General features: G+C 72.8%; 24 protein-coding genes. 8 read left to right on the top strand and 16 right to left on the bottom strand.

From position 1 onward, the window contains the following. Positions 1–8 precede the first annotated feature (8 nt). From hemC to hemE, 8 genes are all read right to left on the bottom strand, one after another. Positions 9–1,055, bottom strand: a complete 1,047-nt coding sequence (gene hemC, locus DEI97_RS00445) for a hydroxymethylbilane synthase (protein WP_111075386.1) — start codon at positions 1,053–1,055, stop codon at positions 9–11. 29 nt (positions 1,056–1,084) lie between these two features. Continuing rightward, on the bottom strand, positions 1,085–2,320 hold the full coding sequence (locus DEI97_RS00440; RefSeq protein ID WP_181439292.1) for a ferrochelatase: 1,236 nt from the start codon (positions 2,318–2,320) through the stop codon (positions 1,085–1,087). Further along, positions 2,317–3,087 carry a hydrogen peroxide-dependent heme synthase gene (gene hemQ, locus DEI97_RS00435; protein ID WP_258376734.1) on the bottom strand — a complete coding sequence of 257 codons (771 nt, stop codon included), beginning with the start codon at positions 3,085–3,087 and terminating at the stop codon, positions 2,317–2,319. The genes DEI97_RS00440 and hemQ overlap by 4 nt, the downstream gene beginning before the upstream one ends. Before the next feature lie 141 nt (positions 3,088–3,228). Beyond that, entirely contained in the window at positions 3,229–3,468 is a 240-nt protein-coding gene (locus tag DEI97_RS00430) for a DUF3618 domain-containing protein (RefSeq protein WP_239539903.1), read from the bottom strand. 50 nt (positions 3,469–3,518) lie between these two features. Beyond that, positions 3,519–3,977 carry a phage holin family protein gene (locus DEI97_RS00425; RefSeq protein WP_111075385.1) on the bottom strand — a complete coding sequence of 153 codons (459 nt, stop codon included), beginning with the start codon at positions 3,975–3,977 and terminating at the stop codon, positions 3,519–3,521. Further along, positions 3,974–4,240 carry a hypothetical protein gene (locus DEI97_RS00420; RefSeq protein WP_111075384.1) on the bottom strand — a complete coding sequence of 89 codons (267 nt, stop codon included), beginning with the start codon at positions 4,238–4,240 and terminating at the stop codon, positions 3,974–3,976. Before DEI97_RS00420 ends, DEI97_RS00425 begins: the two co-directional genes overlap by 4 nt. A 117-nt stretch (positions 4,241–4,357) precedes the next feature. Continuing rightward, positions 4,358–5,710: a protoporphyrinogen/coproporphyrinogen oxidase gene (locus tag DEI97_RS00415; protein ID WP_111075383.1), complete on the bottom strand. Its 1,353-nt coding sequence runs from the start codon at positions 5,708–5,710 to the stop codon at positions 4,358–4,360. Continuing rightward, positions 5,707–6,846, bottom strand: coding sequence for a uroporphyrinogen decarboxylase (gene hemE, locus DEI97_RS00410; RefSeq protein ID WP_111075382.1), 1,140 nt, complete (start codon positions 6,844–6,846; stop codon positions 5,707–5,709). Before hemE ends, DEI97_RS00415 begins: the two co-directional genes overlap by 4 nt. A 74-nt stretch (positions 6,847–6,920) precedes the next feature. Here hemE and DEI97_RS00405 point away from each other — a divergent pair, with 74 nt between their 5' ends. Next, positions 6,921–8,216 (top strand): glutamyl-tRNA reductase, encoded by a 1,296-nt coding sequence (locus DEI97_RS00405; RefSeq protein WP_111075381.1) that lies wholly within the window; start codon positions 6,921–6,923, stop codon positions 8,214–8,216. Positions 8,217–8,245: 29 nt separating this feature from the next. Next, positions 8,246–8,659 (top strand): NUDIX hydrolase, encoded by a 414-nt coding sequence (locus DEI97_RS00400; protein ID WP_258376733.1) that lies wholly within the window; start codon positions 8,246–8,248, stop codon positions 8,657–8,659. A gap of 38 nt (positions 8,660–8,697) precedes the next feature. On the opposite strand, the gene DEI97_RS00395 is transcribed toward DEI97_RS00400, so the two are convergent. Continuing rightward, positions 8,698–8,973 carry a hypothetical protein gene (locus DEI97_RS00395; protein ID WP_111075380.1) on the bottom strand — a complete coding sequence of 92 codons (276 nt, stop codon included), beginning with the start codon at positions 8,971–8,973 and terminating at the stop codon, positions 8,698–8,700. 384 nt (positions 8,974–9,357) lie between these two features. On the opposite strand from DEI97_RS00395, the gene DEI97_RS00390 reads away from it, so the two are divergent. Next, positions 9,358–9,888: a DUF4232 domain-containing protein gene (locus DEI97_RS00390; protein WP_146248168.1), complete on the top strand. Its 531-nt coding sequence runs from the start codon at positions 9,358–9,360 to the stop codon at positions 9,886–9,888. 94 nt (positions 9,889–9,982) lie between these two features. Then, positions 9,983–10,486: a hypothetical protein gene (locus tag DEI97_RS00385; protein ID WP_111075378.1), complete on the top strand. Its 504-nt coding sequence runs from the start codon at positions 9,983–9,985 to the stop codon at positions 10,484–10,486. Between the two features lie 123 nt (positions 10,487–10,609). Here the strand turns inward: DEI97_RS00385 and DEI97_RS00380 are convergent, their stop codons facing one another. From DEI97_RS00380 to DEI97_RS00370, 3 genes are read right to left on the bottom strand one after another with little or no spacing between them, the layout of a single operon-like run. Next, positions 10,610–11,593 (bottom strand): serine hydrolase, encoded by a 984-nt coding sequence (locus DEI97_RS00380; RefSeq protein WP_111075377.1) that lies wholly within the window; start codon positions 11,591–11,593, stop codon positions 10,610–10,612. After that, a complete protein-coding gene (locus tag DEI97_RS00375) occupies positions 11,593–13,557 on the bottom strand; it encodes a M13 family metallopeptidase (protein ID WP_111075410.1) in 1,965 nt (654 codons plus the stop codon). The genes DEI97_RS00380 and DEI97_RS00375 overlap by 1 nt, the downstream gene beginning before the upstream one ends. A 47-nt stretch (positions 13,558–13,604) precedes the next feature. Continuing rightward, on the bottom strand, positions 13,605–15,083 hold the full coding sequence (locus DEI97_RS00370; protein ID WP_146248167.1) for a hypothetical protein: 1,479 nt from the start codon (positions 15,081–15,083) through the stop codon (positions 13,605–13,607). Positions 15,084–15,199: 116 nt separating this feature from the next. Between DEI97_RS00370 and DEI97_RS00365 the strand changes: the two genes are divergently transcribed. Beyond that, on the top strand, positions 15,200–16,552 hold the full coding sequence (locus tag DEI97_RS00365) for a uracil-xanthine permease family protein (RefSeq protein WP_111075375.1): 1,353 nt from the start codon (positions 15,200–15,202) through the stop codon (positions 16,550–16,552). A gap of 74 nt (positions 16,553–16,626) precedes the next feature. On the opposite strand, the gene DEI97_RS00360 is transcribed toward DEI97_RS00365, so the two are convergent. Next, the gene (locus DEI97_RS00360; protein ID WP_181439291.1) at positions 16,627–17,292 is read right to left on the bottom strand and encodes a GAP family protein; all 666 of its coding nucleotides are present in this window, start codon (positions 17,290–17,292) and stop codon (positions 16,627–16,629) included. 134 nt (positions 17,293–17,426) lie between these two features. Between DEI97_RS00360 and DEI97_RS00355 the strand changes: the two genes are divergently transcribed. Further along, positions 17,427–18,689: an MATE family efflux transporter gene (locus DEI97_RS00355; protein ID WP_181439297.1), complete on the top strand. Its 1,263-nt coding sequence runs from the start codon at positions 17,427–17,429 to the stop codon at positions 18,687–18,689. 24 nt (positions 18,690–18,713) lie between these two features. Here the strand turns inward: DEI97_RS00355 and DEI97_RS00350 are convergent, their stop codons facing one another. From DEI97_RS00350 to DEI97_RS00340, 3 genes are all read right to left on the bottom strand, one after another. Continuing rightward, on the bottom strand, positions 18,714–19,370 hold the full coding sequence (locus DEI97_RS00350; RefSeq protein ID WP_111075374.1) for a hypothetical protein: 657 nt from the start codon (positions 19,368–19,370) through the stop codon (positions 18,714–18,716). A 73-nt stretch (positions 19,371–19,443) separates the two neighbouring features. Then, positions 19,444–19,914 carry a DUF2087 domain-containing protein gene (locus DEI97_RS00345; RefSeq protein WP_111075373.1) on the bottom strand — a complete coding sequence of 157 codons (471 nt, stop codon included), beginning with the start codon at positions 19,912–19,914 and terminating at the stop codon, positions 19,444–19,446. Between the two features lie 749 nt (positions 19,915–20,663). Continuing rightward, entirely contained in the window at positions 20,664–21,881 is a 1,218-nt protein-coding gene (locus DEI97_RS00340) for a LacI family DNA-binding transcriptional regulator (RefSeq protein ID WP_111075372.1), read from the bottom strand. A gap of 54 nt (positions 21,882–21,935) precedes the next feature. Between DEI97_RS00340 and DEI97_RS00335 the strand changes: the two genes are divergently transcribed. Together DEI97_RS00335 and nucS are read left to right on the top strand one after the other, a co-directional pair. Continuing rightward, positions 21,936–23,243 carry an MFS transporter gene (locus DEI97_RS00335; RefSeq protein ID WP_111075371.1) on the top strand — a complete coding sequence of 436 codons (1,308 nt, stop codon included), beginning with the start codon at positions 21,936–21,938 and terminating at the stop codon, positions 23,241–23,243. A 90-nt stretch (positions 23,244–23,333) separates the two neighbouring features. Next, positions 23,334–24,029 carry an endonuclease NucS gene (nucS, locus tag DEI97_RS00330; protein WP_111075370.1) on the top strand — a complete coding sequence of 232 codons (696 nt, stop codon included), beginning with the start codon at positions 23,334–23,336 and terminating at the stop codon, positions 24,027–24,029. Positions 24,030–24,034 lie beyond the last annotated feature (5 nt).

Here is a 24,034-nt window from a genome sequence, read left to right as displayed (position 1 = left end):
TGCCCGCCCTACTCGGCCGGGCTCGCCAGCCCGGGGCCGGCGGTGTGCCCGGTGTCCGGTTCGTCCGTGCCGGGGCCGCTGGTCGCGGGCAGGTCGGCGAGTTCGGCGGCACCGTTCTCGAGGAGTTCGTCGGCGACCCGGCCGGCGACCGACAGCGCTTCGTCGAGCCGGTCCTGCGCGGAGCCGTCGAGCATCGCCGCGTGCGAGGCCGTGCGGTACTCGGACCCGTCCGGGCTGTACACGGTCGCGGACACCAGGAGCATCTCGGCGTCGACCACGGCCGTCGCCCCGATCGGCGCGGAACAGCCGGCCTCGAGCTTCGCCAGGACCTCGCGCTCCGCCGTCACCGTGAGGCGGGTCGGGGCGTGCTCGATCTTCCGCAGGGCGGCGAGCAGGTTCCGGTCGTCCTCGTCCGCGCGGATCTCCACGGCCAGGGCACCCTGTCCGGGCGCGCTCGGCCAGAAGCCCAGGTCGAGCAGCTCGGTCGCGGCGTCGAGTCGACCGATGCGGCCGAGTCCGGCGGCCGCGAGCACGATGGCGTCCAGGTCGTCCTCGACCCGTGCGAGCCGGGTGTCGATGTTGCCGCGGATGTCCACGACGTCGAGGTCCGGTCGGTCGGCACGGAGCTGCGCGGCCCGGCGGGGTGACCCCGTGCCGACGGTCGCGCCCTCGGGCAGGGTCTCGACCGTCGCACCGTTCCGCGCGACCAGGACGTCACGGGCGTCGGCACGCTTCGGCACGGCCCCGATGGTCAGGCCCGGGTACGGCGCGGTGGGCAGGTCCTTGAGGGAGTGCACGAGGACGTCGACCTCGTGCGCCACGAGGGCTTCACGGAGGGCCGACGCGAAGACACCGGTACCGCCGAGGGACGCCAGGGAGGCACGGTTCGTGTCGCCCTCACTGGTCACGGTGACGAGTTCCACCGGCCGACCGGACGCCTTGGCGAGCCGGTCGGCGATGTCCTGTGACTGGGCGACCGCGAGCCGGCTGGCACGGGTGCCGAGCCGGATCGCGGGCTTGTCACCCGGGGTCTTCGGTGTTGCGGGGTCCTGCACTGCTGGGTCCTTCGATGTGGAGCCGTCGGTCACGGAGCGACGCCGGCGGCGGCGGGCTTGAACCCCGCTCGCACGTTCTCGCAGCAGCCCGGACGGCACACGTCGTACCAGGGGCCGATGTCGGTCATGTGCGGACGCTCGGCCTTCGGGGTGCCGTTGACCCGCTCGAGCACGAGGTCGACGAGTCCGGAGACGTACGCGGGGTCGATGCCGGGGGTCTGCGTGCGGAGCGACCAGTAGCCGAGCTCGCCGGCGGTCTCGGTGGCTTCCTCGTCGAGGTCCCACATGACCTCCATGTGGTCGCTCACGAAGCCGAGCGGCACGATGAGGACGGCGCGGGTCGGGCCGCCCTTGAGGTCCTCGTTCATGTAGTCGTTGATGTCCGGCTCGAGCCACGGCTGCGTCGGGGGGCCGGAGCGCGACTGGTAGACGAGCTTCCAGGCGGGCTTCGACGTGCCCTGCAGGTGCGCGTGCTCGGGCTGCTCGAGGAGCTCCGCCCACGCCTGGTCGAGGACGACCTCGCCGACGGCCAGGTGCTGGGCCTCGTACGCGCCGTGCTCGTCGAACCCGCGGAAGTCGGGGCCGGACCGGGCGGCGTCGGTCGAGGGGATCGAGTGCGTGGAGAACAGCACCTGCAGCTCGGTCGCGACGTCGAGGCCGTCGTTCTCGGCGATCGCCCGGGCCATGCCGTCGCGGACACCGTCGATGAACGGCCGGACGAAGCCGGGGTGGTCGAAGAACTGCCGGATCTTGTCGATCTGGATGGTGTCGATCAGGCCGGTCTCGTTCAGCACGCGGGCGTAGTCCTCGCGGTACTGACGGCAGCTGGAGAACGACGAGTACGCGCTCGTGGCTATCGCGACGAGCTTGGTGTAGCCCTTGTCGGCCGCCTCGGTGAACGCCTCTTCGAGGTAGGGCTCCCAGTTGCGGTTGCCCCAGAGGACGGGCATGTCGATGCCACGGGACGCGAGCTCGGTCTCGAGCGCGGCCTTGAGCGCACGGTTCTGCGCGTTGATCGGGCTGACGCCGCCGAAGTGCCGGTAGTGGTGCGCGACCTCTTCGAGACGCTCGTCCGGGATCCCGCGGCCGCGGGTGACGTTGCGGAGGAACGGGATGACGTCGTCCTGGCCCTCCGGTCCGCCGAAGCCGGCGAGCAGGATCGCGTCGTACGCGGTCGGCTCCTCGACGTGCTCCGGGCCGGACGCCGCCGCGGGGGTGGCGGCGAGGACGGTCTGTCCGTTCGTGATCATGCTGGTGTCGGTCATGACAGCACCTCCGGGAGCTCGGCGGTCGTCACGCGACGACCCGTGTAGAAGGGCACTTCTTCGCGGACGTGCATGCGGGCCTCGGTGTAGCGGAGGTCGCGCATCAGGTCGACGAGGTCGACCAGGTCGGGGCTCTCGAGCGGCAGGATCCACTCGTAGTCGCCGAGGGCGAAGGAGGCGATGGTGTTGGTGAGCACGCGGCGGTACTTGGCGCCGGCGACACCGTGGTCGCGGAGCATCTTCGACCGTTCGTCCTCGGGCAGCAGGTACCACTCGTAGGACCGGACGAACGGGTAGACCGTGATCCAGGCCTCGGGGTCCTTGCCGCGCAGGAAGGCCGGCGTGTGCCGCTTGTTGAACTCGGCTTCGCGATGCATGGCCATCGCGTGCCAGACCGGCTCGGCGTCCTGGAACAGCGCCGTGCGACGGATGTCCCGCAGCACCGCCTGGATCGCCTGCGCGTCGTCGCCGTGCAGCCAGATCATGACGTCGGCGTCGGCGCGGAAGCCGGAGACGTCGTAGAAGCCACGGATGGTGACGCCGCGCTCGGCACCGGCCGCGACGACCGCGTCGAGTTCGGCGACCGAGTCGTCACCGCCACGGGCGACCGCGCCGACCGGACGGCGGAACACCGCCCAGAGCGCGTAGGCGGTGAGCAGGTTCGGGTCGATCCCGGAAGCGGGATCCGTCTCGTGCGCTGCGTCGGTGTGTGCCGCGGCGCTGTGCGCGGCGGCGGTTCCTGCTGGTGTGGGCACGTCAGTGCTCATGGATCGGTCGTCCTCCACGGTGGCCGCGAGCACGATCGCCAGCGGCACGGTTGCCAGGGGTGTGGGTCGCCCGTCCCCGTCGCCGAGCGGGCGTCCGGGGCTGCGTTCCACAGTGGCTCGCGGTGGCTCGCCGCCTGTGGTTCACCGTCGTCGGAGCGCCGCTACGACGATACCCCCGACCACTGCCACTCCCGCTGCGAGCCCGGCCAGGTACGGCACCGGGTTCTCGTCCACGCCACGCTTGACCTTCGACGCCGCGATGCCGAGCTGCTTCGGGACGTTGAGCTTGTCCTCGATCGCGTCGAGGGTGTCGAAGAGCTGGGCACGGGTGGCGGCGACGCGGTCGGCGATGTCGCCGTGCTCGTCCTTGGGGTCGGTCACTGGTCCTCCGGTGGGGTCGTGGGGATGACGGGGGTCAGAGGACGACGGGGTCAGAACCGGCCGTCGACGTCGGGCTTGCGGGAGCCACGCTGCGTCTCGGGGGTCGGCTTCTTGCCGAGGCCCTTGACGGCGTTGACGTCGTTCTTGACGCTGGCGATCGTGCGCTTCGGCGTGATCGGCAGGCCCTTCTTCAGGCGCTTCCAGCCGACGAGACCCAGGATCCCCGCGACGATGAGCATCAGCACACCGAGCAGCAGCGCCGCCAGCCATGCCGGCATCACGGTGGCGAGGCCCATCACCGCTGCGGTGAGGAGCACGCCGATCGCGTACAGCACGACGACGAGCGCTGCGACGAGGATGCCCGCGGCGATGCCGAAGACCTTCGCCTTGCCGATCATCTCGGCCTTGAGGAGCGAGATCTCGCCCTTCACCAGGTCCTTGACGAGGTCGGGCAGGTCCTTGACGAGGCCGAACAGCGACCGCGACTTCCGGTCGCGTGTGTCGGTCATGAGATCTGCGAGCCCTTGTTGGACGACGCCTTCGAGCTCACCTTGCGGACGACCTTCTTGGTCTGCTCACCGATGAAGTCGGCGACGTCGGGCGTGCGGTCCTGCACGAAGCCCTCGACGTCGTGCACGCTCTTCTGCACGCCGTTGCTGTTCCAGACCTTGCCGCTGACGGACTTGATCTGCTCGTACCGCGCCCGTCCGGCTCGCGATCCCAGGACGTACCCGAGTGCTGCGCCGGCGACGAACAGGAGCTTTCCACGCATGAGCGTTTCCTCCGTTGGGTCAGTGTGCTTGGTGATGCACCGTTGCGGGGTCATGCACCGATCGGCATGTGTCCGACGGTTCCCCCAACAGTAGCCCTCGGCGGGTCGGCGGTCCGCTCAGGAATCCAGGATGCGCTCAGCCGCGGTGCGGGCGCCGGTCACGATGCCGGAGAGGCCTCGGCCCGACGACGCCTCGCCGATGCCGACGACGCCCTCGGCCAGTCCGGCCGCCTCGGCGTCCGGTCCGTGCCAGAGCACGCGTGCGGCGCCGACCACGTGCTCCGGTCCGACGCGGAGGCCGAGCAGGGCGGACGCGTCGGTGGTGGCGCGGGTGCTCACCGGTCCGGTGGGGTCGACCGGGAGGCTCGTGGCGACCGGGTCCGCACCCGTCGCGTCGGCAGCGCCGGTCGCCTGGCCCGCACCTGCCGGGGGCAGGGCGTAGCTGAGACGGAGGACGTGCCTCCCGGCCGCACGCTCGGCCAGCCACGGCCACTTGACGGTCGCGTGCGTCAGCGCCTTCGCGGCGACGCCGGCGGCTGCCGGGTGGACGAGCATGCCGGTCCCGCGGGGGGCGTCGTCCAGCTCCGGCCGGTCGACCACCAGCGTGAGCAGCTCGATGCCGGACCGCCTGGGCGCCGCCGTCCGGGCCGGGTCGGCGACCGTGGCGAGGACGTGGTCAGCGGCCAGTCGTTCGGTCCGGCCGTCGGCGGAGGTGGCCTCGACCGCGGCACGTTCGACGCGCGTCGCCCGGGTGTGCAGCCGGACGTCGACGCGGTACGTGTCGAGGTCGGCGACGAGTTCGTCGACCAGGCGGGCGATGCCGCCACGGAGGCCCTGCACGGCGGAACCCGCGACGGCACGCTTCCGGAGCGCGAGCACCGCACGGGCGAGCGAGCCCTCGCGCTGCAGTGCCGCACGCAGCCCCGGGGCGACCCGGTCCGGGTCCAGGTCGTCGGGGTGGGTGGAGTGCACGCCGGCGACGATCGGCACGACCAGGTCGTCGAGGACCTTCGCGCCCATCCGCCGCCGGACCAGCGTGCCGAGGGACGTCGCACGGGCACCGACCGGCGAGGGCAGCAGCGCGTCCATCTGGGCACGCAGCGCCGCCGGGCCGCCGACGACGGCGATGACGTCCGCGGCCATCGGGGTGCCCGGGATCCCGAGCAGTCCGGTCGAGGGGATCGGAGCGGTCCGGCCGTCGCGGGTCATCAGCCAGGCTCCGCGAGGGTCCGGCGAGACGATGTCGTTGCCCAGTCCGAGTTCGATCGCCAGCGAGGACACGGCGTCCGTCCGGGTGGCGAACGAGTCCGCGGCCATGTCGAGGTCGAGCCCGGCGACGGTGTGTCGGCGGATCATGCCGCCGAGCTCCCCGGACGCCTCGAGCAGCACGACGTGTGCGCCGCCCTTCGCCAGGTCCCGCGCGGCGACGAGCCCGGCGACCCCGCCACCGACCACGACGACGTCGGTCATGCCGCGGCGCTCCGGGCCTGGTCCGTCCCATCGGTGTCGCCGGTGCCGTCGGTGCCGTCGCCGAGCGAGTGCACGAGTTCGACGACGCGGGTCAGCACGTCCGGGTCGGTCTCCGGCGGCACCCCGTGGCCGAGGTTCACCACGTGCGCCCGGGCCACCCCACCGCGGCGGACGACCGCGCGGACGTGGGCCTCGAGGACCTCCCACGGTGCCGCGAGCATCGCCGGGTCGATGTTGCCCTGCACGGTGACGCCCGTGCCGACGCGCCGCACGGCCTCGTCGAGCGGCAGGCGCCAGTCCACGCCGACCGCGTCGACCGCCTCGGCGTGGCCGCCGACGGTCGCCATGTCGGCCAGGACCTCACCGCTGCCGACACCGAAGTGGATGCGCGGGACGCCGAGGTCGGCGACGTGGGACAGCGCGGTCGCCGAGTGCGGTGCGACCCGCTCGACGTAGTCCGCCCGCGACAGGGAACCGACCCACGAGTCGAAGAGCTGCGCGGCCGAGGCGCCGGCGAGCACCTGGGCACGGAGGAACGCCCCCGACACGTCGGCGGCCCAGTCCAGCAGGCGCGACCAGGTCTCCGGGTCGGCGTGCATCATCGTGCGGGCGCGGATGTGGTCCTTCGACGGACCGCCCTCGACCAGGTAGGCGGCCAGGGTGAAGGGGGCACCGGCGAAGCCGATGAGCGGCGTGGTGCCCAGCTCGGCGACCGTGCGGGCGACGGCCTCGGAGATCGGTGCCAGGGCCTCCGGCTCGAGGCGACCGAGGGCGTCGACGTCGGAGGCGGTCCGGACCGGGGAACCGAGGACGGGGCCACGACCGGGGACGATCTCGACGTCCACGCCCGCGAGCTTGATCGGCACGACGATGTCGCTGAAGAAGATGCCGGCGTCGACCCCGTGCCGGCGCACCGGCTGCAGGGTGATCTCCGACGCCAGGGCCGGGTCGAGGCACGCGTCGAGCATGGCCGTGCCGACCCGGAGGTCGCGGTACTCGGGCAGCGAACGGCCCGCCTGGCGCATGAACCAGACCGGCAGCGTCTCCGGGCGGTCGCCCCGGAGGGCCCGGACGAGCCGCGAGCCCGCGGTGCGGCCGTCGGCGAGCGGATGGGTGGTCGGGAGCGCGTCGGTCACCCGGTGATTCTCCCACCGCGAACAGGGCGGATCTCCGATCTGGCACTCGGGACGGCGGGGTTACGATTGAAGACGTGCTCATCTGTCTCACGGCGTCGCATCGCAACGCCAGCTTCGACCTCCTGGAGCGTCTGAGCATCGGAGCACCCGCGGCGGCCAGCCACCTCGTCACGGACTCGGACGTCCTGGACGGCGCCGTGGTCCTCGCCACGTGCAACCGGTTCGAGGCCTACCTCGACATCGCCGGTGACGACGAGGCCGCCGTCCGCGCCACGGTCGAGGCCGTGTCGGCAGCGAGTGAGCTGCAGGCGGACGAGGTCCTCGACTCCGTACAGGTCCTGGGCGGCGGCGACGTCGTGCAGCACCTCTTCGCCGTGTCGAGCGGGCTCGAGTCCGTGGTCGTCGGCGAGACCGAGATCTCCGGCCAGGTCCGACGGGCCCTCGAGGACGCCCGCCGCAACGGCACCACCACCTCGGAGCTCGAACGCCTCTTCCAAGAGGCGGCGCACACCTCACGCGGGGTCAAGACCCGCACCCGCATCGGCGCCGCCGGCCGGTCGCTCGTCCGTCTCGGACTCGAGCTCGCCTCGTCGCGGATCACCGACTGGGCCGCCACCCGCGTGCTGCTCGTCGGCACCGGCAGCTACGCCGCGACCACCATCGCCGCCCTCCGCGACCGCGGTGCCGAGCAGATCCAGGTCTTCTCGCCCTCCGGCCGCGCCCCCTGGTTCGCCGCCAAGCACGACCTGGTCGCCGCCACCGACCTGCGCACCGCGATCGGTGCGAGCGACGTCGTCATCACCTGCACCTCGAGCGAGGTCCCGGTGGTCGAGGCGTGCGACCTCGACGACGGTGCCCGACGGATCGTCATCGACCTTGGCCTCCCCCGCAACGTGCACCCCGACGCCGCCGACGTCGAGGGCGTCGAGATGCTCGACCTCGAGACGATCAGCATCCACGCGCCGATCGCCGAGCTCAACGCCGAGACCGAGGCCCGCGCCATCGTCGACGACGCCGTCTCCCGGTTCCGCGCCCAGGCCCTCGAGCAGTCGACCACCCCGGCGCTGGTCGCCCTGCGCAAGCACGTCTTCGGCATCCTGGACGACGAGATCGACCGCGTGAAGCGTCGCGGCGACACCACCCCCGAGTCCGCGGAACAGACCGAACGGGCGCTCCGGCACCTGGTCGGCGTGCTGCTGCACCGCCCCTCCGTGCGGGCCCGGGAACTCGGCCGCGCCGGTCGCGGCGACGACTTCACCGGGGCGCTGGACGCCCTCTTCGGGGTGCGCCCGGAGCCGGTCGCGGACGTGCCCTCGGCGGTCGTGCCGCTGGCCTCGCGCGTGCGCGACGACGAGGCGGACGCGAGCTGACCGGCTCGGGTGGGGCGGGCCTCCCGGCCGTGCCCGTCCTGGACGTCAGCGCGCTCCTACTGGTCCGCGACCGCCGCGTCCTGATGGTGCGCGCCCGCGGGCGCGACGTCCTGTACCTGCCCGGAGGCAAGGTCGAACCCGGCGAGTCCGCCGTCGACGCCGCCGTCCGCGAGGCGTACGAGGAGACCGGCCTGCGGCTCACCGCCGACGACGTCGACGAGTTCGCCGTCGTCACCGAACCCGCCCACGGGCAGGCGCCCGGAACGATCGTCGCGATGACGCTCTTCCTGGCACGGCCGGGAGGCACGCTGGACACCGCCACACCCGTCGCCTCCGCAGAGGTGGACGAGGTGGAGTGGGTCACCTCCGAGGACGCCGGACGCTGCCCGCCGGCCGGGGTCGAGACCCTCCGCCTGCTGACGCAGGCGGGACTCGTCGACTGACCGACGGGCGGGTGGCCAACTGAGCGGGTGACCGGCCGCTACTGGTCGCGGTCGGTGTAGTGCCCGGTGTCCTCCGGTCCGGCCGGCTGGGGCTCGCCGGGGATGTCCGACTCGACGTACTCGCCCGACTCGCCGTCGGGCTCCGGACGGGCCTCGCCGGGGATGTCGCTCGACACGAACTCGCCGGCCGGCTCGTCGTCGGTGACGCGGTGCTCACCGGGGATGTCGCTGTCCACGAACTGGCCGGCGCGTGCGTCCACGCCGTCCGCCCGCTCGTCGTCGCCGCGTGCTGCTTCGTGCTTTCCTGCTGCCATCGGTCTGTGCCTTCCGTGTCCGCACGTCGTCGTCGACGTGCACGATGCCGATCCTGCCCGAACTCGCTGGCGGGTGGTGCGCCAATGGGAGGACGTGCGAGACAGTTCCACAGTGGAAGTGGTTGTGTGGCGCCCATGGGACAGAGCAGTCGAGACATCACCAGGAAGGTGACCGGATCGCGCCCGCTGCGCGCACTGGTCGGGACGGTGGGTCTGGCGGGGGCGGTCGTCCTCGCGCTGACCGGGTGCACGGGCGGGTCGGGTGGCGGTGGGGGTGCGTCGTCGGCGGTGTCGACCACGGCGCCGTCCTCGTCGTCGGCACCCTCGTCGTCAGCACCATCGTCGCCGGCGCCGCCGGTGTCGACTGCGCCGTCGTCGTCTCCGATGGCGTCGTCTCCTGCGGGGTCGGGGGATGCCGGTTCGACCGGCGCTGCCGCGGCCGGTCCGGCGGACGGTGGCACGGCCTCCGGAGCGGGGACCTGCGCGGTGTCGACGCTGGCCGGGTCGATCGTCGACGGCGGTGGCGGCGGGGCCGGCAGCGTGTACCTGAACCTGGCACTGCGGAACACCGGGAACGCCTCGTGCACGCTGCAGGGCTGGCCGGGGGTGTCCTTCGTGGGCGACGGGAACGGCACACAGATCGGGGCGTCGGCGACGCTCGACCGCAGCGGTGCACACCCGACCGTCACCCTCACCGCCGGGCAGACGGCGTACGCGCCGCTCCGCATCGTGCAGGCCGGGAACCTCGAGCCGGGGAACTGCACGACGCAGCAGCCCGACGGGTTCCGCGTCTACCCGCCCGGGTCGAAGCAGTCGTTGTTCGTCGCGTCGACGGCGTACACGGCGTGCCGACAGCAGTCCGCGGAGTTGCTGTCCGTGCGGGCGTTCGTGCCGGAGGGGCAGCAGCAGCGGTAGTGCTGGCGGTGGGCTGGTCGCGGTCCGCGGGCTCGTCGCGGTCCGCGGGCTCGTCGCGGTCCGCGGGCTCGTCGCGGTCCGCCATCATGGGGCTGTGAGCAGCCACCGCGTCGTCACCGGGCCCGAGGACCTCGAGGGCGGGTGGTTCGTCATCGACGACGAGGTCGAACACCTGGAGGACGTCGACTGGCAGCGCCCGCGCCGCGGACGGCCGGCCGTGCCGGACCACGATCGCACGGTGCTCCGGGCGGGTGCGCACACCTTCACCGTCGGGGACACCGTGCAACTCGCCGAGGGCACGGTCCTGGACACCGGGTTCCGCGACGCCGTCCGTCGGTACTGGCGGACCAGCATCGTGATCGTCGTCTCGACGCTCGCCTTCCTGCTCCTGCACCTCGTGCACGTCGGCTGGCTCGACGACGGTGGAGCGGCGGGCCGACGCATCGTCCTCGCCGCGGTGACCGTCCCGATCGTCCTTCTGGCACTGGCGCTCTGGTCGGTGCTGACCCGGTCACCACACGGGAAGGTCACCCGCGCGATGGCCGGGTGGCGGATGCGCGGGGACTACGACCGGCAGCGCGGGGACGCGGCGTCCTGAACGCTGCTGTGCTGGGGCGCAGCGGTCGGCGGGTCTACGTCCGGTGGTTCAACGCTCGGCGGTTCGTCGTTCGGTGGTTCAGCATCCGGCGGTTCGTCGTTCGGTGGTTCGTCGTTCGCTGGTTCAGCGCTCGGCGGGGGCGTGCACGACCTCGAGCACTTCGGTGCCCATCGTGCGCATCGCCTCCACCACCGCCAGTCGGCGCTGCAGCGAGTCGTCCTCGAACCGCACCGTCACGGCGTAACAGACCGACGACGCCGGGCCACGGAGCACGCCCGCTTCAGCCCGGATGCCCGGCCCTGACCCGGTCACCGCCACGGACTGGAGGCCGTGGTCCAGTGCCCGGTGCGCCAGCGGATCGAGACCGAACGACCCGGCGACGAGCGACAGGTCTGCCGCCAGCGACAGCCACCCGAGGACCCGGTTCGACACCGTCTGGTCCACGACCTCGCCGAGCGCCAGCCCCCGGAACAGCCAACTGAGCTCCCCCGAGGCAGCGACCGACACGTCCGGGGCGTCGTCCGGCCCGCGGCGGTCCCGCACCCGGTCGATCAGTGCGGACCGTTCGACACCCAGCGACTCGGCACGGGCACGCACCGCGTCGATCCCGACCGTCGTGAGCAGGGCGTTCGTCGCCCAGGCGTCCGCGGTCGCACCGACCAGCGTGGCGAGGTCCGACACCTGCATGGTCGGTTCCTGCAGGAACTGCCACAGGCCTGCCCCGGTCGCGGTGTCCCGGGCCATGCGCTGCAGACGGTCGCCGTGCAGCCGACCGTCCTCGAGCTGTGCCGCGACCTCGATGAGGAGCAGCACGCGTCCGAGCCCGGAGACCGGTTGCACGAGCCGGTCGTCGATCGCCAGCAGGGCGCGACCGGTCGAGGTGTCGATGATCGAGGCGCTGACCCCGGCACCGTCCTGCGCGATGGTGCCGAGCGCCTCCGTCGTGGCGGTGAAGCGCTCGTCCGCCCCACCGCGGTGCTTGCCACGGCTCCGACCGCCACCGCCAGCTCGACCACCGCCGGCGGGACCGTTCCCCGCTGAGCCGTCGTCAGCGGGGCGTCCGGGGCGGCGCCGGCGCGACGAGTGCGGCGCGTCCGGCTCCGTCATCACCAGATGGCGACGCGCTCGGCCGGGGCCAGGTACATCGCGTCACGGTCCGAGACGTCGAAGGTGTCGTAGTAGACGTCGATGTTGCGGACGATCTGGTTGCAGCGGAACTCGTTCGGCGAGTGCGGGTCGATGCTCAGCAGCCGTGCGGCCTCTTCCGGGCGGATCGCCATCCGCCAGGCCTGCGCCCAGCTGAGGAAGAAGCGCTCGGCACCGGTCAGACCGTCGATCACCGGCGGCTCCGCGCCGTCGAGGGAGATCAGGTAGGCCTTCCACGCGATCGACAGCCCACCGAGGTCGCCGATGTTCTCGCCGATGGTGAGGGCACCGTTCACGTGGCCGTCCGGCACCTCGGTCGGCGCCAGGGCGTCGTACTGGGCGATGAGGGCCTTCGTGCGCTCCTCGAACGCCTGCCGGTCGGCCTCGGTCCACCAGTTCTGCAAGCGACCGTCGCCGTCGTACTGCGAGCCCTGGTCGTCGAAGCCGTGCCCGATCTCGTGGCCGATGACCGCCCCGATGGCGCCGTAGTTGGCGGCGGCGTCACGGCTGGCCTCGAAGAACGGGAACTGCAGGATCGCGGCCGGGAAGACGATCTCGTTGAAGCCCGGGTTGTAGTACGCGTTGATCGTCTGCGGGGTCATGAACCACTCGTCGCGGTCGATCGGCTTGCCGATCTTGCCCAGCTCGCGGTCGACCTGGAACGACGCGATCGCCCGGACGTTGCCGAGCAGGTCGTCGGCGGTGACCGGCAGGGCGCTGTAGTCGCGCCACTTCACCGGGTAGCCGATCTTCGGCGTGAACTTCTCGAGCTTGTCGAGCGCGCGGGCCCGGGTCTCGTCGGTCATCCACTCGAGGCCCGTGATGCTCTGGCGGTAGGCCTCGACCAGGTTGGCGACGAGGTCGTCCATCGTCGCCTTCGAGGTCTCGTCGAAGTGCTCCTCGACGTAGATGCGACCGACCGCTTCGCCCATCGCGCCCTCGACCAGCGAGACACCGCGCTTCCAGCGGTCACGCTGCTTCGGCGCACCCGTGAGCGCGGTGCCGTAGAACGAGAAGCTCGTCGCCGAGAACGCACTGGTCAGGTAGGGCGCCGACGCACGGATGACCTGCCAGCACAGCCAGTCCTTCCAGACCGGCAGGGGCTGCTCGCGGAACAGCTGCGCCAGACCGGTGAGGAACGACGGCTGGCGGACCACGACGGTGTCGAACGCCCCGGCAGGTGCGTCGATGGCCTGCCACCAGAGCCGCAGGTCGACGCCCTCGGCGAGCGCCGAGACCTCGTCCCACGGCAGCTTGTTGTAGGTCTTCTGGCTGTCGCGGGTGGCGACGTTGTCCCAGTGCGCCGACGCGATGGCGGTCTCGAGGGCGATGACGTGCTCGGTGCGGTCGCCGCTCTCGTCGTAGCCGGCCAGCGGGAACATCGAGCCGACGAACTCGCGGTACTTCTCGCGGATGTCGGCGAAGCGCTCTTCGCGGTAGTAGGACTCGTCGGGCAGACCCAGGCCGGACTGCTCGAGGAACACGACGTAGGCGTCCGGGTCGCCCGGGTCGTTGTCGACGAAGAGCTGGATGAAGCTCGGCAGACCGAGTCGTTCGAAGCGGCCGACCATGCGCAGGACGTCGTCCTTGTCCTCGATCGCGGCGATGTCGGCGAGGAGCGGTTCGATCGGGGCGGACCCGAGTGCCTCGAGCGCGGTCTCGTCGGTGAAGGACGTGAAGAGATCGCCGACCTTGCGCTGTTCGGTGCCCGGCGCGGCGCTCTGTGCGCGCTCGATGATCGTGCGCACGGCGGCTTCGGCTTCCTCGGCCAGGACGGTGAACGAGCCGTAGCGGGCCTTGTCGTCCGGGATCGGGGTCTCGTCGATCCACCTGCCGTTGACGTGCCGGTAGAGGTCGTCCTGCGGCCGCACCGACTCGTCGAGTTCGTCGGTACGGATTCCGGTGGTGCCTGCGACGTCGGTCATGCTCACCACGATAGCCACCGAGGCACCGTCCGCCACCCGGTCGGCGCTCATCGGTGTCGGGCTGCGCGTCGGCGGAGCACCCCGGCACACGGCAGCGCGAGCACGCCGAGGAGGACGAGCGCGCCGGCGGTGACCGTCGGGCGGACGAGTTCGGCGCCCGTGTACGCGAGTCGACCGGCGGCAGTGCTGTGGACGTCGGCGTGCAACCGGCCAGCGGTGGGCCGGCCGACACCCGGGCCGGTGACCACACCACCCCCGGCGCCCGTGCCGACACCCGGCCCGCTGCCGGCCCCGGAACCGGCCCCGGATCCCGGGCGCTCGGGCAGCGCGGGCAGGACCAGGCGGAGGGCACCCTGTTCGACGCCCCCGACCCGCTGCCGTGCGATGACGCTGCCCGCCGGGAGCTCCGCTCGGGGCACGACGAGTTCCCACGCCCGCGCGATGTCGGTCCGGATCGGCGCTCCGGCGGTGTCGGTGATCGCGGTCCCGGACTGGTCCTCGAGCGTCACCGTCCCGCCGGGCTCACCGGTGCCGTGCAGCCGCACCCGACCGTCCGGCAGTTCCTCGACGCCGCCGGCGAGCGCGATCGGGATGGTCACCCGGGTCTCGGTGCGTCCGAGTTCGTCGTCGCCGTCCGCGGTGACGACGGTGATCCGGTCGAAGCGGACGTCGTCCGGGATCGGCAAGGAGGCCTGCCACCCGGTGTCGCGGCCGGGCTCGACGACGAGGGGTGAGCCGTCCCCGTCCGTCACCGGGCCGGCGGTGTCGGCGAAGGTGAGGGTGGTACCGACCGGGGCGCGGCCGGCCAGCGTGATGCGCCCGGTCTCCCTCGAGACCGAGGTGGTCTCGACGACCGCTGCACCGGACACCTGGTAGACGTCGTCGACGCCGCCGTTCTGGGTCCCGTCGAAGTACTGCGCCACCTCGATGTGGTGCGCGCCGAAGGCCAGGTCACGGAGGAGGACCTGCCAGGAGCCGTCCTCCGCAGCATCGGTCTCGGCCAGGACGGTGTCGGACTCACGGACCACGAGGTGCGCATCCGGGTACGCGAATCCCTCGAGCGCGATCGACCGGTCGATGCCGTCGACGGTCGCCAGCATGTCGGGCGGCAACAGGATGAGCAGGTCGACCGGGACCTCGAGGACCTGCCCGGAGACCGCCGAGGTGACCCGGATGACGTGTTCGCCACGGCGGACCCGGACCTGCGCCTCCCAACGTCCGTCGGCGTCACCCTCGGTCCAGACCGGGTCGACGACGTCACCGCCCACCTCGACGCTGGTGCCGCGGTCCACCGTCCCCCGGAGCGTGACGATGCCGGGGCCGTGCGCGATCGAGTGCACGGCCGCCGTGAAGTCGGTGGTGACGCCGACGGCCCCCTCGTGGTGCTGGACCCCGGGCGTCCCCGGAGCACGCTGCCCCGCTGCGGCCGCCGGCTCCGCGGCGAGCGCCGGCAACGCGGTGAGCGCGCCGAGGGCGAGGACAGCAGCGACCGCGGTCGGGGCCAGGACAGGGTGGTTCAGACGCATGGTGCTCCTCGTGACGTTCCACACACCATATCTGGCACGTCGGTCGCCCCGAGTCGTTCTCCACAGCGGTCGAACCCAGACCGCCGCGCTGGCCGTCTGCCCGCTACGGTCATCGCATGGGACTTCCGTGGAAGCTGCACGGCGACGGCCGCACCGTCTCCGCTGCGACGATCGTGGCGCCGGACGAGCGCCTCACCTGGCCCCGCACGATCGGGCTCGGGGTGCAGCACGTCGTCGCGATGTTCGGCGCCACGTTCCTGGTGCCGCTCATCACGGGCTTCCCGCCGTCGACGACGCTGCTGTTCAGCGGCATCGGCACGATCCTGTTCCTGCTCCTCACCGGCAACCGGCTGCCGAGCTACCTCGGCTCGTCGTTCGCCTTCCTCGCGCCGATCGGGGCCGCGACGAAGATCGGCGGCATCCCGCTCGCCCTGTCCGGCATCATCGTCGTCGGCGCACTGCTGGCCGTCGTCGGGCTCATCGTGCACCTGGCCGGCGCCGGCTGGATCGACCGCCTGATGCCACCGGTCGTCTCGGGTGCGATCGTCGCCCTGATCGGCTTCAACCTGGCTCCGGCCGCGCGGGAGAACTTCGTCGCCGCCCCGGTGGTCGCGGTGATCACGCTGGCGGCCATCGTCCTCTGCACGGTCCTCTTCAGGGGACTGCTCGGCCGGTTGTCGATCGTCGTCGGTGTGGTGGTCGGCTACGTCGCGGCACTGATCGGCGGACAGGTCGACCTCAGCGCGGTCACCAAGGCGGACTGGGTCGGCCTGCCGACATTCACGGCACCCGCGTTCGACCCGTCGCAGATGGCCGTGTACCTGGGGTTCCTGCCCGTGGTCCTGGCCCTGGTCGCCGAGAACGTCGGCCATGTGAAGGGCGTCGGGCAGCTCACCGGACGCGACCTCACGCCGCTGACCGGACGCGCGCTCTTCGCCGACGGCATCTCGACTGTCCTGGCCGGTGTCGGTGGCGGCTCGGCGACGACCACCTACGGCGAGAACATCGGCGTGATGGCGGCGACGCGGGTGTTCTCGACGGCGGCGTACTGGGTCGCTGCGATCGCCGCGGTGCTGCTCGGACTGTCGCCGAAGATCGGTGCGGTCATCTCGACCGTCCCGGCCGGTGTCCTCGGTGGTGCGACCACCGCCCTCTACGGTCTGATCGGCGTGATCGGCATCCGGATCTGGGTCGAGAACCGCGTCGACTTCGCCAAGCCGAAGAACCAGCTGACCGCGGGCATCGCGCTCATCATGGGCATCGCCGACTTCACGTTCCACTTCGGTGGTGCCACGTTCGGCGGCATCATCATCGGCACCATCGCGGCGATCGTCGTCTACCACCTGATGGACCTCATCGGTCGAGCTCGTGGCACCGACCCGGCCAGCCCCGCGGCGACGGACGCCGAGCGGGCGGCCACCGGCGGTGTCCCCGCCGAACCCCGCCCGGACACCGCGAAGCGCGGCTGACCGGCCGGAGACGACTGGCCCGACACGACGGGCCAGGTGCGACGGCCCAGATGCGACGGCCCAGGCACGACCACTCAGAGGAGCCCGACGACCCCGGTGACGAGCTGCACCACGCCGAGCACGACGAGGACGACGACGAGGGCGACGGAGCCGCGCTTCGCGATGAACCGCCTCGTGGCCACGAGGACCGGTTCGGCTCGGCGCCCGAGCGCAGCCGCGACCGCGATCGGCAGCACGGCCGTGGACCCCGCGAGCACCACGTAGGCGGTCCCCGCGACGACCAGGCCCGCCACCGACGGGTCCGCGTCGCCGACCACGAGACCGGCAGTCAACGACAGCACCAACGCCTTCGGGTTCGTCACGAACCAGGCCACACCGACGCCGAAGGCCCGCGCCGGCCCGATCGCCGCCATCAGGTCCGACCACCCGGCGCTGCGCGGACGGCCGTCGGGCAGCCGACGCACGGTCCACTGCCACACCGCGAGTCCGAGGAGCAGCACACCGGCGGCGACCTCGATCACGGCTCGGACGTCGGTCTTCCCGCCTGTGGGAGACGGCAGCCGTTCGCCGAGCAGGACGGCGACGACGAGCGCGGTGGCCACACTGAGGACCCACCCCGTGGCGCACGCGGCAGCGGAGGAGTACCCACCCCGGTGGCCGAGCAGGAACACGACCGAGGCGATCACGAGCGGACTGAGTGCGATCCCCACCACGGCGGGGACGAGTGCGACGACGTCCACACCTCGACCGTAGCCATTGGCAGGATGTCCTGGTGCCCCCTGACTCCGAGGACGAGACCGCGACCGTCGTCGTGACGGCGACCGATGCGCGCCGGGATCGTCGTTCGGTCGACCGTGACATCGTCCGGCTCGCCCTGCCGGCGCTCGGGGCACTCGTCGTCGAGCCGCTCTTCCTGCTCACCGACACGGCCCTCGTCGGGCACCTCGGGGCGACGTCACTGGCGGCAGTCGGCGTGGCGAGCGCGGTCCTGCAGACGGTCACGGGCCTCCTGGTCTTCCTGGCGTACGCCACCACCCCGGCCGTCGCACGCGCTCTCGGGTCCGGTGACCGCCGCGGCGCGGTGCACGCCGGCATCGACGGGATGTGGCTCGCGCTCGGCCTCGGTGTCGTCCTGGCGCTGGTCGGCTGGCCGCTCGCCGGTCCCCTCATCGACCTCTTCGGCGCCGCGCCGGAGGTGTCCGCAGCCGCGACCACGTACCTGCTCGTCTCGCTGATCGGCCTGCCCGGCATCCTGGTCGTGACCGCGTCGACGGGGTTGCTCCGCGGACTGCAGGACACCCGGACCCCGCTCGTCGTCGCCACCGTGGGCTTCATCGCGAACGGCCTGCTCAACGCCCTCCTCATCTACGGGCTCGGGTGGGGCGTGGCGGGGTCCGCGGCCGGCACCGTCGTCGTGCAGTGGGCGATGGCCGCCGTGTACGTCTGGATCGCGATCCGGGCAGCGCGCGCCTCCGGTGCGCCGCTGCGACCGGGTGCCTCGGGTGTGGTCCGGGCGCTGCGTTCCGGGGCCTGGCTGTTCCTCCGCACCGCGTCGCTGCGGATCGCGATGCTCACCACGATCGCGTCCGCGACCGGGCTCGGCACCATCGGGCTGGCGACCACCCAGATCGGGCTGACGGTGTTCAGCACGCTCGCGTTCGCGCTGGACGCGCTGGCGATCGCCGGCCAGGCACTGGTCGGTCACGCGCTCGGGGCACGGGACGCCGAGCGCGTCCGGCTCGTGACCGGGAGGCTCGTCCTCCTCGGCATCGCGGGTGGCGTCCTGCTCGGGGCACTGACCCTCGCCGTCAGCGGCATCCTGGGGCCGGTGTTCTCCGACTCCGGTGCGGTCCGGGCAGCGTTGCCGCTCGTCCTGGTCCTCCTGGCGGCCGGGCTGCCGGTCGCCGGGTACGTGTTCGTGCTCGACGGGGTGCTCATCGGCGCCGGGGATGCCCGGTACCTGGCCCTCGCCGGTGTCGTGAACCTGGCCGTGTACCTGCCGCTGCTGTGGTGGCTCGGGGACGACCTGGCGTCGCTGTGGGCGGTCTTCTCGTTCGGCTACATCGGCATCCGCGCGGTCACGCTCGGGGTCCGGGCACACCGGCCGGGGTGGATCGCGGCAGCGCTCGCCCGCTGAACCCGAACGCGCCCGACGGCCGGGCTACGCGATCGGACCGGAGGTCGGGGCGGTCGACGGCGACGACGGGTCGGGCAAGGAGCGGAGCACGCGCTCCCTGCGACGCGCCTCGATCGCGGTCATCACGGCGATGAAGACGGCCACGACGAGCAGGAGCACGAGGAGCCACGCGTCGCCGGACGACAACGCGAGGCCCCAGGACGACCCGATCAGGACGGCACCGAAGGCGACGAGACCCGGCACGGCCGCCCGCGATGACCGCCGCTGCCACTGCAGGAAGGCGCGGACGAGTGGTGCGCTGTCCGCCGACACCGGACCGCGGCCGGTGACCTGACGCCACGACCGTTGCCGCTGCCCGCGGTCGAGGACCGCGAACGGACGCTCGTCGGTGGCGATCCGGAACGGCTGCAGGGTGTGACGCCGACGGGCGACGAACCAGTTCCGCACGGCGAGCACCGTGCCGAGCACCGCCACGGTGACCGGCCCGAGCCACCAGCGTTCGCCGAACACGATGACAGGTACGGCGAGGGTCAGGAGCACCGCGCCGACGGCGATGACAGCCGTGACGGACGGCCCGTGGACGGTCGGCCCGTGCTCGGCGAGCCGTTCGACACGACGGGCAGCTTCGAGCATCGCGGCGTCGGGGGTCGCCGCGGGAGGGGCGCTCGGGGTCGTGGTCACGAGCCCAACCAACCACACCCACCGCGGCATGGTCGGGCCGTTCGCTCCGTCACTCCGTCACTCCGTCACTCGGTCACTCCGCCCGGAGCGCGTACGCCGAGCCGTCCGCCGACCGCGTGAGGACACCCGCGTCGACGGCGTCCCGCCGCACCAGCGCGACGTCGGCGACGAGCATCGCCAGCGCCGCGTTGAGCGTGCTCTCCGGGACACGGCGTGACGGCCCGAGTCGGTCGAACACGAGCCGGACGACTGCGGTCGACACCTGCTGACGCGCACCGGCGTCCAGCGGCAGCGCGGTGATTCGACCCACGTGCAACACCGCCCGGTCGGAGCGGAGCAGCTCGACCGCGTCCTTCGCCTGGCCGAGCAGCGCGGCGTCCACGGCTCCGTCCGCGCCGATCCAGTCGAACCGGGCCACAGCCTCCCGGGTCCGTTCGTCCCCGAGCTCGTCGGCACGATCGTTCCCGATCCCCGCCAGGAGCTTCGGGGTCATGACGACCGCGATCACCTGTCGCGCCCGTCCCAGCGCCGCCTGCACGTCCATCTCGGTCCCCTCCGTCGTGTGGCTGCGAGAGTACCGAAGCCGCCGCCGGACGGGAGGCGCGTGGCCAGGCCGGTCCGCGCCTCCCGTCCGGCACGCCCGGCCGCGCGGTTCCAGGCGGACCCGCACAACCCTCGCTCGCTCGAACCGCGGGATCCCGCGGTTCGGAGCGGTTTGCGTTGGGCGGAGGCGCGTGGCCCGTCAGGCCCGCGCCTCCCGGCCGACGCCGCGCCCTGCAGCGCCCGGCCCCGCGGTTCGAGGCGGACCCGCACAACCCTTGCCAACCCGAACCGCGGCATCCCGCGGTTCGGACCGGCTTTCGTTGGGCGGAGGCGCGTGGCCAGCCCCGTCCGCGCCTCCCGTCCGACACCGCCCCGGCCCCACCGTCGGACGGGAGGCGCGTGCGCGGCCGGCCCGGCGCCTTCCGGCCGACGCTGCGGGGGCCGGGCCCGACCCCGCAGTTCGAGGCGAACCCGCACAACCCTCGCCCGCGCGAACCACGGGATCCGGCGGTTCGAGCCGGATTCGGTTGGGCGGAGGCGCGTGGCCGTCCGGGACCGCACGTCCCGGCCGACGCTGCGTCCGGCCCGCGTCCGGATCCGCAGGGCCGCAGGGCCGCAGGGCCGCGGTTCAGGGCGGACCCGCACAACCGTCGCCCGTGCGAACCGCGGGATCCCGCGGTTCGAGGCGGTTTGCGTTGGGCGCAGCCGGACGGAACCACGGGCGCGAAGCGCCCACCGCGCGCCGCGCGCCTACCCCCGCGGGGGCGCCGTCGTGTCGCCGATCTGCAGCTCGGAGCGGAACGACGCCGGCTCCGGCGCCTCGCCCTCGAGCATCGCGAGCGCAGCCCGCGCGGCCGCCTCCCCCTTCGGCACGAACGGCTGCACGAGCGTCGTCAGCTGCCGGATCGGCGAGCGGTGCAGCAGGCTGTCGTCGACGTGGATGCCGTCGAAGCCGACGACGCTGACGTCCTCGGGGACGCGGAGTCCGGCCTCGAGTGCGGCGGAGATCACCCCGACGGCGAGCAGGTCGCTCTGCGCGACGACGGCGGTGGGAGCGTCGAGTCCGGCGGCGAAGAGCCCGGCGCCGGCGATCCGACCCTCTTCGACGGAGCTGCCGGCGGTGACGACGGCCGGTGCCCAGGGGTAGACCTCGCGGACGCCACGGAGGCGCTCCATCGTGGTGAAGGCGGTGGACGAGCGCTCTCGCTCCGCGTCGACGGGTCCGCGTTCGCGCGAGCTGTCGAGCGGCAGAGCGACGACGGTGACGGCTTCGTGGCCGAGCTCGCGGAGGTACGCGGCCGCCCGGCGCGAGGCGTCGCGGTTGTCGAGGTGGATCGGGACGGCGCCCTCGATGACGTCGGCCTCGATCGCGACGACGGGGATCGCGCGACGGCGGAGGACGGCGACCGCGGGGTCGATCCGCACGTTGCAGCCGATGAGGATGACGGCGTCCATGGGTGCGTCGACGAGCGGGGCCATGCCGCGTTCGTCGTCGAGAGGGCTGCGCACCAGGAGCAGCGAGACCCCGGCGGCCCCGGCGACCTCGGCGATGCCGTCGAGCGTCAGGACGTTCACCGGGTCGCGGAAGGCGTCGCTCAGCCGGTCGTCGAGGACGACGCCGATGACCCCGGACCGGCCGCGGCGCAGCGATCGGGCGCGGGGGTCGGGGCCGTCGTAGCCGAGTTCGGCGGCGACGGCGAGGATGCGCTGGCGGGTGTCCTCGGACACCGGGCCGCTGCCGCTGAACGCCAGGGACGCGGTGGACGGGGCGACTCCGGCAGCGCGGGCGACGGCGGCGAGCGTCGGCCGGGAGGCACGCCCCACCCGGGTACCGCCCGTCGCGTCCGACCGCGGCGGGCGGGGAACACCGGCCGGGCCGGCCGGGCTGGACGCGCCGTCCGGGCTGCTCGCACCGGGCACCGGGGCGCGGTCGTCCGACTCGCCGGGTTCGCTTGCCGTGTCGTCCATCGCTGGTTAGCGTAACGGGCAGACCAGCTCGAATCGATTCGATCGGACAGACCCATGACGACGGCCGTCACCCGCACCGCACCGACGACGCGCGCCTGGCGCAACGCGGTGTTCGTCGTGTTCACGCTCTCCGGGCTCGACATCGCCACCTGGCTCGGTCGGATCCCGAGCGTCCGCGACTCGCTCCACGCCTCGCCCTCGACGATGGGGCTGCTGGTCCTCGGCATGTCCGTCGGGTCGATCGGCGGGCTCACCTTCGCCGGCCACATCGTCGCCCGTCTGGGTGCCCGGCGCGGGGTCCTCGTCGCTTCCGCCGCGCTCGCGCTCGGCCTGGTCGCCGCGGGCGTCGCCGTCACCCTGGGCTGGGGCTTCGCCGCGATCTGGATCTGCCTCATCGCGTTCGGCTTCGGCAACGGCCTGTGTGACGTGTCGATGAACGTGGCCGGTGCGACCGCCGAACGACTCGGTGGCCGGACGATCATGCCGCTGTTCCACGCCGCGTTCAGCGTCGGCACGCTCGCCGGCGCGGGCCTCGGCGCCCTCGCCGAACGCCTGGAGATCCCGGTCGCCCTGCACTTCATCGTCGTCGGGGTCCTCACGAGCCTGGCGATGATCGTCGCCATCCGGTGGTTCGGGGACGACCGACACGTCGAGCCCGAGGCCACCGACACCAGCCCCGTCGCCCTGCCGGTCTCGCGCTGGGCGGTCTGGCGACAGCCGTCGACGCTCCTCATCAGCGTCATCGTGCTCGGCATGGCGCTGGCCGAGGGCTCCGCGAACGACTGGCTACCCCTCGCCATGATCGACGGGCACGGCCTCGAGAACGACGGCGGCTCTGCGGTGTTGACGGTGTTCCTCGCCGCGATGACCGCCGGGCGCATCGCCGGCAGCCCGCTCATCGACCGGTTCGGCCGCGTGCCGGTGCTCCGCGTCAGCGCGGCCGTCGCCGTGGTCGGCCTCGGCATGCTCATCTTCGTGCCGAGTGTCCCACTCGCGATCGTCGGCGTCGTGCTCTGGGGGCTCGGTGCGTCCCTCGGCTTCCCGATGGGCATGTCCGCCGCGGCCGACGACCCCCGCACCGCCGCCGCCCGCGTCAGCGCGGTCGCGACGATCGGTTACGTGGCGTTCCTCGCCGGGCCGCCGATCATCGGGTTCGCCGGGGACCACGTCGGGCTGCTGCACGGGCTGCTCATCGTGTTCGTGTTCATCATCGCGGCGGGCCTGGCGTCCGGCGCAGCGCGCGAGCGGACCGGGGTGGGTGCGGGTGCCACGCCGACCGCCCCGGCCGGCGACGCGCGCGGCGGGGGTGGGGCGGGCCTCCCGTCCGACGCAGACCGCGCGGTCGACGCCGACCGCCGCTGACCCTGCCAGCACCGGCTGCCCGCGACCGCACCCACGCCCCCCGGCCCGCCGACCCGCCGGGCCACCGCCGATCCCGGTTAGGCTTCCCGGGTGCGTCTCGTCATCGCCCGCTGCTCCGTCGACTACGCCGGTCGCCTGTCGGCACACCTGCCCCTCGCGAACCGCCTGCTCATGCTGAAGGCGGACGGCTCGCTGCTCGTCCACTCCGACGGCGGCAGCTACAAGCCGCTGAACTGGATGAGCCCGCCGTGCTCCATCGCGATCGCCGAGCCCGACGAGGACCAGGCCGCCGCCGGCATCACCCAGGTGTGGACGGTGACGCAGAAGAAGACGCAGGACCGCCTGATCGTCAGCATCCACGAGGTCTTCGCCGACGAGTCCCACGACCTGGGCGTCGACCCGGGTCTGGTGAAGGACGGGGTCGAGGCGCACCTGCAGCAGCTCCTGGCCGAGCAGATCGAACTCCTGGGCGACGGGCACACGCTGGTCCGCCGCGAGTACATGACCGCCATCGGACCGGTCGACATCCTGGCGCGCGACGACGCCGGTGCGAGCGTCGCGGTCGAGATGAAGCGCAACGCCAACATCGACGCGGTCGAGCAGCTCACCCGCTACCTCGAGCTGATGAACCGCGACCCGCACCTGCGGCCGGTGCAGGGCGTGCTGGCGGCGCAGTCGTTCGCCCCGCAGGCACGCACCCTGGCCGAGGACCGCGGGATCCGCTGCCTGGTGCTGGACTACGACGAGATGCGCGGCATCGAGGGCGGGCACGCCCGCCTGTTCTGACGGGA

It is taken from the genome of Curtobacterium sp. MCLR17_032 (assembly GCF_003234795.2).
GTDB lineage: Bacteria > Actinomycetota > Actinomycetes > Actinomycetales > Microbacteriaceae > Curtobacterium.
This window is presented reverse-complemented; position numbering and strand designations above follow the sequence as displayed.

Coding starts and splice junctions, on each gene's coding strand:
- DEI97_RS00375 (WP_111075410.1), bottom strand. CDS start 13,557: ATGACCGACGTCGCAGGCACCACCGGAATCCGTACCGACGAACTCGAC.
- DEI97_RS00370 (WP_146248167.1), bottom strand. CDS start 15,083: ATGCGTCTGAACCACCCTGTCCTGGCCCCGACCGCGGTCGCTGCTGTC.
- DEI97_RS00420 (WP_111075384.1), bottom strand. CDS start 4,240: ATGCGTGGAAAGCTCCTGTTCGTCGCCGGCGCAGCACTCGGGTACGTC.
- DEI97_RS00440 (WP_181439292.1), bottom strand. CDS start 2,320: ATGACCGACACCAGCATGATCACGAACGGACAGACCGTCCTCGCCGCC.
- DEI97_RS00340 (WP_111075372.1), bottom strand. CDS start 21,881: ATGGACGACACGGCAAGCGAACCCGGCGAGTCGGACGACCGCGCCCCG.
- DEI97_RS00345 (WP_111075373.1), bottom strand. CDS start 19,914: ATGGACGTGCAGGCGGCGCTGGGACGGGCGCGACAGGTGATCGCGGTC.
- DEI97_RS00335 (WP_111075371.1), top strand. CDS start 21,936: ATGACGACGGCCGTCACCCGCACCGCACCGACGACGCGCGCCTGGCGC.
- hemQ (WP_258376734.1), bottom strand. CDS start 3,087: ATGAGCACTGACGTGCCCACACCAGCAGGAACCGCCGCCGCGCACAGC.
- DEI97_RS00425 (WP_111075385.1), bottom strand. CDS start 3,977: ATGACCGACACACGCGACCGGAAGTCGCGGTCGCTGTTCGGCCTCGTC.
- DEI97_RS00380 (WP_111075377.1), bottom strand. CDS start 11,593: ATGACGGAGCCGGACGCGCCGCACTCGTCGCGCCGGCGCCGCCCCGGA.
- DEI97_RS00415 (WP_111075383.1), bottom strand. CDS start 5,710: ATGACCGACGTCGTCGTGGTCGGTGGCGGGGTCGCCGGGCTCGTCGCC.
- DEI97_RS00395 (WP_111075380.1), bottom strand. CDS start 8,973: ATGGCAGCAGGAAAGCACGAAGCAGCACGCGGCGACGACGAGCGGGCG.
- DEI97_RS00390 (WP_146248168.1), top strand. CDS start 9,358: ATGGCGTCGTCTCCTGCGGGGTCGGGGGATGCCGGTTCGACCGGCGCT.
- DEI97_RS00365 (WP_111075375.1), top strand. CDS start 15,200: ATGGGACTTCCGTGGAAGCTGCACGGCGACGGCCGCACCGTCTCCGCT.